The sequence below is a fragment of the Amycolatopsis sp. NPDC114504 genome (assembly GCF_055633595.1).
This window is the reverse complement of record NZ_JBVKDU010000002.1, coordinates 263,811-276,155: the sequence shown is the minus strand read 5'-3', so window position 1 is coordinate 276,155 and position 12,345 is coordinate 263,811. Positions and strand designations below refer to the sequence as shown.

General features: G+C 71.6%; 13 protein-coding genes. 9 read left to right on the top strand and 4 right to left on the bottom strand.

What is annotated here, in order from left to right; translation table 11 throughout:
* The first annotated feature begins 10 nt into the window (after positions 1-10).
* Complete coding sequence (locus tag ACZ7PG_RS12860; protein WP_470239280.1) at positions 11-1,018, top strand: alkene reductase; 1,008 nt, start codon at positions 11-13, stop codon at positions 1,016-1,018.
* Here the strand turns inward: ACZ7PG_RS12860 and ACZ7PG_RS12855 are convergent, their stop codons facing one another.
* Positions 1,019-1,354, bottom strand: coding sequence for a VOC family protein (locus ACZ7PG_RS12855; RefSeq protein ID WP_470239279.1), 336 nt, complete (start codon positions 1,352-1,354; stop codon positions 1,019-1,021).
* A 49-nt stretch (positions 1,355-1,403) separates the two neighbouring features.
* On the opposite strand from ACZ7PG_RS12855, the gene ACZ7PG_RS12850 reads away from it, so the two are divergent.
* Positions 1,404-2,039: a hypothetical protein gene (locus ACZ7PG_RS12850; RefSeq protein WP_470239278.1), complete on the top strand. Its 636-nt coding sequence runs from the start codon at positions 1,404-1,406 to the stop codon at positions 2,037-2,039.
* A gap of 78 nt (positions 2,040-2,117) precedes the next feature.
* Positions 2,118-2,552: a hypothetical protein gene (locus ACZ7PG_RS12845; RefSeq protein WP_470239277.1), complete on the top strand. Its 435-nt coding sequence runs from the start codon at positions 2,118-2,120 to the stop codon at positions 2,550-2,552.
* 1 nt (position 2,553) lies between these two features.
* Here ACZ7PG_RS12845 and ACZ7PG_RS12840 read toward each other — a convergent pair whose 3' ends face one another.
* Positions 2,554-3,582, bottom strand: a complete 1,029-nt coding sequence (locus tag ACZ7PG_RS12840) for a C40 family peptidase (RefSeq protein WP_470239276.1) — start codon at positions 3,580-3,582, stop codon at positions 2,554-2,556.
* An 81-nt stretch (positions 3,583-3,663) separates the two neighbouring features.
* Between ACZ7PG_RS12840 and ACZ7PG_RS12835 the strand changes: the two genes are divergently transcribed.
* The 5 genes from ACZ7PG_RS12835 to ACZ7PG_RS12815 all read left to right on the top strand — a co-directional run bounded on the left by ACZ7PG_RS12835 (position 3,664) and on the right by ACZ7PG_RS12815 (position 7,393).
* Positions 3,664-4,461, top strand: coding sequence for a biotin--[acetyl-CoA-carboxylase] ligase (locus tag ACZ7PG_RS12835; protein ID WP_470239275.1), 798 nt, complete (start codon positions 3,664-3,666; stop codon positions 4,459-4,461).
* Between the two features lie 85 nt (positions 4,462-4,546).
* Positions 4,547-5,131: a PH domain-containing protein gene (locus ACZ7PG_RS12830; protein ID WP_470239274.1), complete on the top strand. Its 585-nt coding sequence runs from the start codon at positions 4,547-4,549 to the stop codon at positions 5,129-5,131.
* Positions 5,131-6,060, top strand: a complete 930-nt coding sequence (locus ACZ7PG_RS12825) for a hydroxymethylglutaryl-CoA lyase (protein ID WP_470239273.1) — start codon at positions 5,131-5,133, stop codon at positions 6,058-6,060. Before ACZ7PG_RS12830 ends, ACZ7PG_RS12825 begins: the two co-directional genes overlap by 1 nt.
* A gap of 107 nt (positions 6,061-6,167) precedes the next feature.
* Positions 6,168-7,133, top strand: coding sequence for a TNT domain-containing protein (locus ACZ7PG_RS12820; RefSeq protein WP_470239272.1), 966 nt, complete (start codon positions 6,168-6,170; stop codon positions 7,131-7,133).
* On the top strand, positions 7,133-7,393 hold the full coding sequence (locus ACZ7PG_RS12815; protein ID WP_003105220.1) for a hypothetical protein: 261 nt from the start codon (positions 7,133-7,135) through the stop codon (positions 7,391-7,393). The genes ACZ7PG_RS12820 and ACZ7PG_RS12815 overlap by 1 nt, the downstream gene beginning before the upstream one ends.
* 43 nt (positions 7,394-7,436) lie before the next feature.
* Here the strand turns inward: ACZ7PG_RS12815 and ACZ7PG_RS12810 are convergent, their stop codons facing one another.
* Together ACZ7PG_RS12810 and hisN are read right to left on the bottom strand one after the other, a co-directional pair.
* The gene (locus ACZ7PG_RS12810; protein WP_470239271.1) at positions 7,437-10,682 is read right to left on the bottom strand and encodes a GH92 family glycosyl hydrolase; all 3,246 of its coding nucleotides are present in this window, start codon (positions 10,680-10,682) and stop codon (positions 7,437-7,439) included.
* A 136-nt stretch (positions 10,683-10,818) separates the two neighbouring features.
* The gene (gene hisN / locus ACZ7PG_RS12805) at positions 10,819-11,604 is read right to left on the bottom strand and encodes a histidinol-phosphatase (RefSeq protein WP_470239270.1); all 786 of its coding nucleotides are present in this window, start codon (positions 11,602-11,604) and stop codon (positions 10,819-10,821) included.
* A 42-nt stretch (positions 11,605-11,646) separates the two neighbouring features.
* Here hisN and ACZ7PG_RS12800 point away from each other — a divergent pair, with 42 nt between their 5' ends.
* Positions 11,647-12,342 (top strand): response regulator transcription factor, encoded by a 696-nt coding sequence (locus ACZ7PG_RS12800; protein ID WP_155549497.1) that lies wholly within the window; start codon positions 11,647-11,649, stop codon positions 12,340-12,342.
* Positions 12,343-12,345: the final 3 nt, after the last annotated feature.

The following is a 12,345-nucleotide window of genomic DNA, read 5'->3' as shown; positions in this document are numbered from 1 at the left end:
GAGGTGACCGATGAGCTTGCTGACCCCGGCCGACCTGGGCGGATGGCGCCTGCCTAACCGCGTAGTGCTCGCGCCGACGACCCGCGCGCGTGTTCCCGGCGGCGTGCCCGGCGAACCGCAGGCCGCCTACTACGCGGAGCGGGCCGGCGCCGGTTTGATCGTCACCGAAGGCACCTGGGTGAGTGAACGGGCCGTCGGATTCCTCGACGTCCCGGGGATCCACGCCGACGAGCAGGTCGCCGGGTGGCGGCCGGTCACGGACGTCGTGCACGCGCTCGGCGGCCGGATCGTGGCGCAGCTGTGGCACACCGGCGCGGTGTCGCACCCGGACTTCCTCGGCGGCGCGCGGCCGGCCGGGCCGTCGGCGGTGAACCCGGAAGAGTCCGTGCACACCGCTTCGGGACGGCGTCCGACCGTGACCCCGCGCGAGATGAGCGTGGCCGAGATCCGGGCCGTCGTCACGGATTACGGCGCGGCGGCGGAGAACGCGCGCCGAGCCGGCTTCGACGGCGTCGAGATCGCGGCCAACGGCGTGTACCTGCTCGCGCAGTTCCTGCACCCGCGGTCGAACCGCCGCACCGACGCGTACGGACGGTGCCGGCGCAAGCTGCTGCTGGAGGTCGTCGATGCCGTGAGTGCCTCCGGAATCGCTGTCGGGGTGCGGCTTTCGCCGTGGTGGACCGGCGGACTGTTCACTGTGGACGAACCTCTGCGTGCCGAGTACGACGAGCTGGTCGCCGGGCTCGACGTGGCGTACCTCCATCTCCGCGGGCCCGACGCCGGACCGGACTTCGCCGGTTTCGCGCGCTACCGAAGGTTGTTCGGCGGCTCGCTCATCGTCAACAACGGCTTCGACCGCGACTCCGGGAACGCCGTGGTCGAGGCCGGGATCGCCGACGCGGTGTCCTACGCCCGCCACTTCGTCGCGAACCCGGATCTGGTGACGCGGTTCGCGCTCGACTTGCCGTTGGAAACCGCCGATCCCGCGACGTACTACGGCGTCGCGCTGTCCGGTTAGCTATTCCGGGCACCACACCGCCAGCTCGCTGCCGCCGGGCTCGCGGAAGTGGAAGCGCCGGCCGCCGGGGAAGCCGAACGGTTCCTTCGTCACCTCCCCGCCGGCCGCTTCGACCGCGGCGCGGGCCGCCGCCAGGTCGTCCGTGCGGATCGTGACCAGGGGCGCGCGGGCTTGCTCGGCCGCGTCGGCCTGGAAGCCGAAGGTGAGACCGGGCGTGCGGACATCGGAGTAGGTGGGCCCGTACGGCGTGACCTCCCAGCCGAAGGCGCGCGCGAAGAACTCGCCGGACGCGGTGGCCGACGTGGACGGGAACTCGGCGAAGTCGACTTCGTACATGTCGGAGAAGCTAGCGGGGACCACCGACAAAAACGCTAGCCTGGGCGCCATGGATCTCGACGACGCGGTCGTGCGCCTGTGCGCGGAGGGCATGCAAGCCGAAGCGGCGGGCCGGAACGAGGACGCGCACGCGCTGTTCCGGCAGGCGTGGGACGCGGCGACCGACGACTACGGCGCCTGCGTCGCGGCGCACTACCTCGCCCGGCACCAGACGACCCCCGAGGACGTGCTGCGCTGGAACCAGGAGTGCCTGGAGCGAGCTGACCGCGTGGGCGACGAGCGGGTGCGCGGGTTCTACCCGTCGCTGCACCTGAACCTGGCCCGCGCGCACCAAGAGCTCGGCGACGCCGACCGCGCGCGGGAGCACTACCGGCAGGCGGCCACACGCCTGGAGGACGCACCGGCCGGGCCGTACCGGGACGGGATGCGGTTCACGATCGCGGCCGCGCTGCGTCCGGCGCCACAGGAGGACGACGCGCTGACCGAGCTGCTCGGCAAGCTGTGCGAGCGCAAGGACTTCCGGGCGCTCGGCGTCCTGCTGCCGCCGTACCTCGGCGACCTCGGGACGGCGGAGGACCGGACGGCGCTGCTGACCGCGGTGCAGATGGTGCGGCTGGGCCAGTCGCTGCCGGAGGAAGAGGTCGCGCTGCTGGCCCGCGCGACGGGTCAGCTGACCGGCGCCTGAGCAAGATCGGCCGGATGGCGGGCCGCTCCGGCCGGAAGACCGATCCGGCGGGAGCGGCCCGGCGGTTGACTCGTCCCCATGAACACGAGCGTGAAGATCGCCGGGCTGGGGATCGCCGGGATGCTGCTGCTGTCCGCCTGCGGCCTCCAGGAAGCGGTCAACGAGAAGACGAACGGCCACGTGAAGGACGTCGGCTACGACACCGGCACCGAGGGCAAGAACGACGGCGACGCCAAGCTCCCGAGCTGGGTCCCGGACCAGGCGTCGGACGTCACGGAGGCCATCCGCACGACCGGCACGGAACGCATCCTGCGGTTCACCGCCACGGCCCTCCCGGCGACGTGCACGCCGAGCCCGGCGTCGAAGACCGCGGCGACGCTGACCGCCGACTGGTGGCCGAAAGGCACCGAGACCCGCACGACCCAGGTCTGCGACGGCTGGCACGTGCTCAAGGAAGGCGACACGGTCTACGCGTTCAAGCCGGAGACGGTCGCTCAGAGCACCACGAGCTGACTCAGGCCGGGCGGCCCGCGCCCGCGTAGTCGTCGCCCTTCGAGTGGTACGTGTGGATCTGGATCGCCTGGCCCTCGGTCGGGGCGTTGATCATCAGGCCGTTGCCCAGGTACAGCCCCACGTGGTGGATGCGGGTCGCCGGGCTGCCGTAGAACACCAGGTCGCCGAGGCGGGGCTCCTGCGCGGCCGGCACCGGCGGGAGCGCCCGGAACTGGCTGTCCGCCGTGCGCGGCAGGGACACGCCCGCGCTGTCGTACGACGCCTTCGTCAGGCCCGAGCAGTCGAAGCCCGCCGCGCCCGCGTCGGGTCCGTTGCCGCCCCAGACGTACGGGAGGCCGAGCTGGCCCAGTGCGAACCGGGTCGCCTGAACTCGCGGCGACGAGGCCGACGCCGGGTCCAGGGAGAGCGTCGCGTACAGCTGGGCGTTGCCGAGGACGCGCTGGCGGAACAGCTCGGTGTCGCCGCCCGGGTGGTACGCCGCGATGGCCTTCCACCAGCCCTGACCGGCGCCGAGGTCCGTGCCGCCCGCACACAGGGCGCGCCCGGCCGCGACCGGGGCGTCGGCGCCGTACTTCTTGCTCTGCGCCGCCGTCAGCCCCAGGAGGTTCTCGCCGCCGCGGCCGTGGTTCGACGCCGCCGAGCCGACGCCCGCCAGCGTGACCCACGAGAGGTGGCACGACGGGTCTTCGTTCCGGAGCGTCAGCTCGCCGTTCGCGTAGCCGATCAGCGCGTCGGCGGGGATGTCGAGGGGACCGGCCAGCTGATCGGCCCACTGCTGCAGCGGGCTCTTGCCGCCCTGGCCGGACGCGCCCTGGCCCGGCTCCTGCGCCTTCACGGGTGCGCTGACTTCGAGGACAGACGGGCCCGACGCCGCGTCGCGCGCCACCGGCAGCGGAGCCGGCGCCGCTGCGGGCTCCGGCGACCGGTCGGCCAGCAGCCAGCCCGCGGTGACCAGACCCGCGACGAGCGGCAGCGCGACGAGGCCGCGCAGGGCCGCGCCACGAGCCCAGGAGGCCGGCTTGGTCGTCACGGGGTCCAACTTAGAAGAGCGCACCTCTTAGTGAACGACTGAGTAGCTTGCACGTTAGGGGGACTCCCATATGGTGGACACATGCCCGAGATCGACGCTGCCCGCCTGAGCGCGGCGCTCAAGGATCGGTACGCGAAGATCGACGTCGTCGAGCGCACCGGCTCCACCAACGCCGACCTGCGGAAAGCCCTCGACGAAGGCGCCGAGGACCGGACCGTTCTGCTGGCCGAAGAGCAGACCGCGGGGGTCGGCCGCCGGGCCCGGACGTGGAGTTCGCCGAAGGGCGCCGGGCTGTACCTCAGCGTGGCGCTGCGGCCGGGCGTCCCGTTCACGGCGCTCGGCTCGCTCTCCGTCGTCGCCGGGCTCGCCGTCCGGGCGGCCGCGGCCGGCGTCGGGGTCGACGCCGTGCTCAAGTGGCCCAACGACGTCCTCGCCGGCGGCGCGAAGTGCGCCGGGATCCTCGCCGAGGCCGTCGCCGGCGACCCGCCGTCGCTCGTGCTCGGCATCGGCCTCAACGTCCTGCCCCTCGGCGACGTCCAGCCGGGCCCCGGCGGCCTGCCCGCGACGTCGCTCGCGGAGCTGGGCGCCACGAACACCGACCGCACCGACGTCGCGATCGCGCTGCTCACCGAGTTCGACGACCTGGAGAAACGCTGGCGGCTCGCGGGTGGCGACCTCACCGAGGCCGGCCTGCTGGGCGACTACCGCGCCCACTGCTCGACCCTCGGCCAGGACGTCGAGGTGCAGCTGCCGGACGGCACGTCGCTCGTCGGCCGCGCGGCCGACATCGACGCCGCCGGGCAGCTCCAGGTCGACATGACCGGCGGCCAGCGGCACACCGTGTTCGCGGGTGACGTGGTCCACGTCCGCCCGGCCTGATTCTTCGGGGCGTTGCACTCACCGGCCGGGCGTCTCGCCGGTACGGTGAAGCGACATCGCCGCACCGACCTTGGGAGCGTCCGCCGTGGCTTATCCGGACGAGTTGCTCAGCGAGCAAGAGCACGTCGTGGTGCACAGTCACCCGCATTTCAAGATGCTGATCTTCCCGTTGCTGGCGTTCCTGGTCACCCTGGGCGCCGGCATCTGGCTGGCGATCCTCGCCAAGGACGCCGGCTCGCCGTGGAACACGGTCGGGCTGATCGCCATCGGGGTGGTCGCCCTCGTGCTGATCGTGTGGCTGTTCCTGGCGCCGCTCGTGCGCTGGCGGACCACCCACTTCATCGTGACCACCGACCGCCTCATCGCCCGCGAAGGCGTCCTGAAGCGCACCGGCATCGACATCCCGATGGGCCGGATCAACAGCGTCCAGTTCGAGCACGACCTGCTCGACCGGGTCTTCGGCTGCGGCACCCTGATCATCGAGTCGGCGTCGGCCGAGCCGCTGCGGTTCGAGGACATCCCGCACGTCGAGAAGGTGCACACGGTGATCTACCGCGAGGTGAACGACAACCCGTACGACGACTACCGGGCGGGCGGCCAGCAGCCCCAGCAGACCGAGCCGCTGCCGCCGCAGGGCGGGCACCCGCCGCGCGGCGATCGACGCCGCTGATGGGCACGCGCGAACTGGGTCTGCCCGAACGGGTCCCCTCGACGGGTGAACTCCCGGAGCGGATCACGATCTGGGAGGTCGGCCCGCGGGACGGCCTGCAGAACGAGAAGGCGATCGTCCCGGTCGAGGTCAAGCTGGAGTTCCTCGACCGGCTCGCGGGCGCCGGCCTGACGACACTGGAGGCGACCAGCTTCGTGCACCCCAAGTGGGTGCCGCAGCTGGCCGACGCCGAGCAGCTGCTGGCCGGCCTGGATCGTCGTGACGGCGTCCGCTACCCGGTGCTGGTGCCGAACGAGAAGGGCCTGAACCGCGCCCTCGACGCGGGGGTCGAGCACATCGCGATCTTCGCCAGCGCGACGGAGACCTTCGCGCGGAAGAACCTCAACTCGTCGCTGGACGAGCAGTTCGCGATGTTCGAGCCGGTCGTGACGCGGGCCCGGGAAGCCGGCCTGGACGTGCGGGGCTACCTCTCGATGTGCTTCGGCGACCCGTGGGAAGGTGCCGTGCCGGCGAAGCAGGTCGCCGACGCCGGCCGCCGCCTGCTGGACATGGGGTGCTCGCAGCTTTCGCTGGGCGACACCATCGGCGTCGCGACCGCGGGCCAGGTCGAGAACCTGGTCGGGCTGTTCGGCGATGTCGGTACTTTGGCCGTGCACTTCCACGACACGTACGGTCAGGCTCTGGCCAACACCCTGGCGGCGCTCCGATGTGGAGTGTCGACAGTGGACTCTTCGGCCGGCGGGCTCGGTGGCTGCCCGTACGCCGAGTCGGCCACGGGGAACCTGGCCACCGAAGACCTGGTGTGGATGCTGGACGGCCTCGGGGTGGCCACCGGCGTCGACCTGGACACGCTGGTGGCGGCCAGCACGTGGATGGCGGGACAGCTCGGGCGCCCGAGCCCGTCCCGCGTGGTGGCCGCGCTGAGCTGACCTCGCCCGCACCCGCTCGTGCGGCATGCGGTATCAAGGGGGACCGGCAGCGACGCGGCCGCGTCGAAAAGAGTGCCCGCGGGCACCGACCGAGCCGGAGGATGGGTGTGACCGAGCCTTCCGAGGCGGGCTCCGAACCGGTCGAGGCCGACCTCGACACCGGGCCGATCCGGCTGCCTGAGTACGGCCTGACGGATTCCGGCGCCTTCGAAGAGGCGCCGACGCCGCCCTCGGGTAACCCCGCGGCCTGGCCGCACGCGGTGTCGCCGCTGCTGCCGCCGTTCCCGCTGCCTCCCGCACCCCCGGCGCCGGTGCCGCCGGCGCCCGCCGGGCCGCCTCCGCCGGTGGCCGGGCCGCCGCTGAGCCCGGGCTCGCCCGCGCCACTGCCGCCGCTCGGCTCGCCGCGCAAGGAGCGGGAAAGCGTTGTCGCGCTGTTCCTGGTGCACATGTTCCCGATCGGGCACCTGCCGGTGGCGATGGACCGGCCGGCGCGGCAGCTGCCGCTGCCCGAGGACGATCCCGAAGGCTTCGGCCCGAACGACCACCCGGACGCCCGGCTGATCTTCGACGACCAGGCGCTCACCAACGTCACCGCCGGGTTCCGCCGGTCACCGACCGCGCCGCCGCGGCCGGTGCCCCGGCACCTGACCGACGGCTACGTCCCGTACGCGCGGGCGACGCAGGCCGTGTGGATCCGCCGGTTCGTCGTCGGGCACAGCGAGCTCGGGCCCGAGTACGCGTGGCCGCCGGGCGACCACTACCCGGAGGGCAGCCTCGAGCCGGCCGAGCCGGTGATGGTGCCGATGAACATCGTGCTCGACCGCTTCGGTCCGGCGCACGGGCGCGTGTTCTTCGCCGACGGCACGCCCTTCGCGGAACGCTCGCTGCCGCCCGGGATGCTGGACGCCGAGTACCGCCGGTACGTCGTCGTGCGCGCCGTGCCGATGTGGCGGTCGGAGACCGCGAACTGGTTCGGCCAGGTCGGCGGGGGTACCCGGTACCGCGCGCTGCTGGCGGCGGACGAGCTCGTGACCCTCGGCTACCTCGCCGAGGCCAAGGGGGAAGAGGACTGATGAACACCCAGTCGATCCAGCGCTGGCTCGGCGTGCTGGGCGTGCCGCCGGAGGTCGTCTCGCTCGGCGCCGAGGTCGACAACGCCTGGTGCCTGATGCAGGGCGAGGACGAGGCGTGGGAGGTCTTCTGGCGGGAGCAGGGCAACCGCTACGACTGGGCGCGGTTCACCAGCGAGCAGGTCGCGTGCCACTACCTCTTCGGCCGGCTGGCCTGGGCGCAGGTCGCCCGCGGCGCCGTCGGCCTGCTGCCCGGGTCGTGAGTGAGAAACAGTGTTCTAACACTGTTTCTCACTCACGACCTGCTCAGGACACGGCGTAGGTGAACACGTGCGCCGCGCTGGCACCCGTCGACGTCGGCAGGGTGATGCTGCGAACCCGCTTGGCCGGGTCCAGGGCGATCGGGGCCGTCGCGAACAGGTACGACGTGTACGGCCGCGACAGCCGGAACATGTACCGCGGGAACGCCGAGTTCACGTAAGGCACCTTCGCGACGACCGTGTTCCCGAACTGCGGCGTTTCCTCACCGCCCTTCAGCAGCCACTCCGACAGGCCCAGCGCACCTTGCTGCGTCGAGCCGTCGGTGTAGGTGACGGTGACGCTGCCCTGTGCGTCACCGCCGGTCGCCGAGCCGAGGAACGACAGCTTCGTCGCGCCCGCCGGAGCGTCGACCACAAGCGTTTGCCCTGAGGCGATCACGTTGTCCGGCGATCCCGCCGGGCTCGACGGCCAGGTGAACTCGCCCACCTTCGCGCCCGGCTTGACGCCGCTCGCGGCCAAGCCCTGCGCGGAGTAGGCGAACTGGCCGGGGTAGAGGTCCGTCTCGCCGAAGTCGCCGTACTGGACGAACCGGTCGTCCGTGACGCCGACGTTCGTGTTCGCCGCGTGCAGCGTCCCCGGCTTCCCGACCGTCACCGGCAGGGACGCCGGCAGTTGCCCGGCGAACTCCACCGGCACGCTCGTGTAGGCGTCCGGCGACCCAGCGGCGGCGGTGACCTTCACCTGCTGCGACGCGGTCCCGTTCGGACCCACCGTGAGCGTCCCGCTCGACGGCGTCACGGTGATCCCGGCCGGCGGCTTCGCGTGCCAGGTCACCTTGCCCTGGCCGGTGATGCCTTCGGCCGTCACCGTCGCGGTCGTCGAGCCGCCGGGAGCGACGACGACGCGCCCCGGGCCGACGCGGCCGCGTACCGGCACCTCGCCGTCGCGGAAGGACGGCGGCGCGTCGGTCTTGGCCGAACCCCACGACGTCGGCGAGGTCCCGAGGGTGAAGTCGAGCCGCCCGCCGTTCACCGCGAAGGACTCCGGCAGCCACGGCTTCGTGCTCGCCTGGCCGTTCACCTTCAGGCTCTTCACGTACTTCACCGAGCTGGACGCGCCGGGCGCGGTGATCGTGGTCCGCTGCCCGGTCGCCCGGGTGAGCGTGATCTTCGGGAACATCGGGCTGGCCAGCACCATTTCGGCGCGGCCGGGCGCCTCCGGGTACATGCCGAGCGCGGCGAAGACGTACCACGCCGACGTCGCGCCGAGGTCGTCGTTGCCGGGCAGGCCGTCTTCGGTGGGCTTGAAGAGCAGCTCCGCCGAGCGGCGCACGATGTCCTGCGTCTTCGACGGCGCGCCCGCGTACGCGTACTCCCACGGCACCTCGAACGACGGCTCGTTCGACATGAACGCGTACGGCGAACTCGCGTCGCTGTTCAGCTTCGTGAAGAAGAAGTCGAGACGCTTCTTCACGGCGTCGTCGCCGCCCATCGCGTCGAAGAGGCCGCGGACGTTGTACGGCACCATCCACGTGTACTGCGCCGCGTTCCCTTCCTGGTAGCGCATTTCCTCGTACTTCGCGGGGTCGAACGGCGAGAGGAACTGACCGTCGCGCAGCCGCGTCTGCAGGTAGCCCGTCGCCGGGTTGTAGACGTTCTCCCAGTACTGGGCGCGCGTCATGAACTGCTGGTAGGTGCTCTTCTGGCCGAGCCGCTGGGCCAGCTGCGCGATGCCGAAGTCGGCGGTGGTGTCCTCGAGCATGTCCGAGACGTTGTTGGGGTGGTAGCCGAGCGTCTGGTAGTCGGACAGGCCCGGGCGTTCGAGCGCGCGTTCACCGGCTTGCTGGACGCGCGTGGCGCCGTTGACCATCGATTTCAGGGCGCCCCGGGCGTCGAAGTCCGTCGCGCCGAAGGCGTAGGTGCTGGCGATGATCGAGTGGTACGGGTCGCCGCCCATCACGCCCATGAAGTCGTTGTTCTGCGACCAGCGGTCCCAGATCCCGCCGGCCTGGTTCGCCTGGTTGTACATCGACTGCGCCATGTCGGCGGCCTCGTGCGGGGCGAGCATCGAGAGCAGCTGGACCTCGTCGCGGTAGGTGTCCCAGCCGGAGAAGTTGGCGTACTGCGCGTGGCCCGGCTTCGTGCGGTGGATCGCCTTGTCGAAGCCCGCGTAACGACCGTCCACATCGGAAAAGACGTTCGGCTGCAGGAGCGTGTGGTAGAGCGCGGTGTAGAACGTCCGGGTCGCCGCGTCCGTGCCGCCTTCGACGGTGATCTGCCGCAGCCGGTCGTTCCAGGTCCGGCGGGCGTTGTCCTTGACCGTGTCGAAGGAGTCCTGACGCTGCTCGGTTCGCACGTTCGAACGAGCGCCGTCCGCGTCCACATAGGACAGACCGACGCGCACCTGGACCGGCTTGGCGGGGTCGAAGGTCAGGTAGGCGCCGGAGCCGCCGTCGGCGGTCACGACCTGCTTGTCCCACGTGTCCTTGCTGAGGTCGCCGCCGCGGGCGCTGGTGCCGCCGGGGGTCACGGTGGCGTTCTGCCAGGTCCCGGACGTCGCGAACGGCTGGTCGAAGGACGCCGAGAAGTAGACCTTGTACGTGTTGGGGCCGCGGCAGAAGTGGCCGCTGGACACCCAGCCTTCGACGGTCCGCTTGGCCGGGTCGACGGTCACGGACGCGTCGTCGCTGCCCATCGCGGACTGCGCGACGTCGATCAGCAGCGTCGCGGGGGAGTTCTTGGGGAAGGTGAAACGGCCGAAGCCGGAGCGCTGGGTCGCGGTCAGCTCGGTGGTGATGCCGGAGTCCGTCGTCACCTTGTAGTAGCCGGGAGACGCCGATTCGTTGGCGTGGCTGAAGGTGGGGAAGTACTTGGTGGCGTCCACCGAGGGGGACGTCGTCAGGTTCCCGGCGAACGGGAGGAACGGGACGTCCCCGGCCGCGCCGCCGCACCCGGCGCCGTTGAAGTGGGTGAGGCTGAAGCCGCGGAGCTTGTTCTCTTCCCAGGCGTAGCCGCCGTCGCGGTCACGGGCGTAGTAGCGGCCCTGGCCGGCGGGCGGTTTGGGCTGCAGCGGGGTGTCGGGGCTCCACTGCACCATGCCGAAGGGGACGTCGGCGCCGGGGAAGGTGTCGCCGGCGTAGGTGTTGGTCTCGGGGGTGTCGCCGGCCTTAGCGCCGACGAACGGGTTGACGTAGGCGGCGAGGTCGCGGTTCTCGGGTGCGGCGGTCGCCGGTGTGGCCGCGATGGCCGTGAACAGGGGAATGACCAAAGCCGCGGTGACGACTCTGCGCATGCTCTTCCTCCCGGGGTGAGCGGGGCACCCAGGGCTGACAACGTTGTCAGAAAGCGGGGGTGACCCGGCGAGCACTGGGAGTGAACCACCGGTGGTTCAGACCGGTCAAGAAGTACCCGCCGAGCGGCCTATCCCGTCAGCGCTTGAGGATCCCCAGCACGTCGTCGTGCAGCAGGCCGTTGGTCGACAGCGCGCTCCCGTTGTCGTACCGCCCGGCACCGTCCAGGTCGCTGAACCGCCCGCCGGCCTCGGTCACGATCACCTGCGCCGCCGCGACGTCCCACGGGTTCACGATGCACTCGGCCGCCACGTCCATGGCGCCCTCGGCCACCAGCACGTGGGACCAGAAGTCGCCGAACGCGCGAGTTTCCCAGGACGCGTCCACGAGGTCCAGGTACTTCTCGCGCGAGTGGTACGTCGTCCACGAGTTCAAGTCCGTCGTGGACAGATAAGCGTCCGAAAGGGACGAGACGCCGGAAACCGACAGCGGCCGGGTCCCGGCGGAGTCGGACGAGAACGCGCCCGAACCCGTGGCCGCCCACCAGCGACGGCCCAGCAGCGGCGCGGTGATCATGCCGACCACCGGGTCGCCGTCCGACACGAGGGCGATCAGGGTCGCCCAGACGGGTACACCCCGGAGGAAGTTCTTGGTGCCGTCGATCGGGTCGAGCACCCACGCGCGGCCGGTCGCGGCGGACCCGCCGCGCTCCTCGCCGAGCACCGCGTCGTCCGGGCGTTCGGCGGCCAGCAGGGCGCGGATCGCGTCCTCCACGGCGGTGTCCGCGTCGGTCACGGGGGTGCGGTCGGGTTTGCGGTCCACCCTCAGGTCCAGGGCGCGGAACCGCGCCGTCGTGATCGCGTCGGCGGCGTCAGCCAGCCGGGTGGCGAGGGCCAGATCATCTCCGTAGCCAGGCACGATCACGATGGTTTCACGCCTCCGAGCCGTAGAGTTGGCCAGGTGAGCATGGTCCTACTTGCCGAAGACGATCCGGCCATCGCCGAACCGCTCTCCCGCGCCCTCGAACGTGAGGGATACGAGATCCACGTCGTCACCGACGGCCCTTCGGTGCTCGACGCCACCGCCGCCCAGAGAGTCGACCTGCTCGTGCTCGACCTCGGGCTGCCCGGCATGGACGGCCTCGAGGTCTGCCGGCGCCTGCGCGCCAACGGCACCGAGCTGCCCGTCCTGATGCTCACCGCACGCACCGACGAGGTCGACTTCGTCGTGGGCCTGGACGCGGGGGCCGACGACTACGTCGCCAAGCCGTTCCGGCTCGCCGAGCTGCTCGCCCGGATCCGCGCGCTGCTGCGCCGCCGGGTGCCGGAGGTGCTCGAAGCCGGCGGCGTGCGGATGGACCTCGGCGCGCGGCTGGTCACCGTCGACCTGCACGAGGTGCAGCTGGCGAACAAGGAGTTCGAGCTGCTGCGCGTGCTGATGAGCCGCGCGGGGCAGGTCGTCAGCCGCGACGAGATCCTCGCCGAGGTCTGGAACGACCTCGAGTCGAAGACGTCCAAGACGCTCGACATGCACATGTCGTGGCTGCGGCGGAAGCTCGCCATCGCCGCCGACGAGGCCGCCGGGCGCACCAGCAAGACCCACGACGGCGAGCGGCGGATCGCGACCGTCCGCGGCGTCGGCTTCCGGTTCAACGCCGAATAAGCC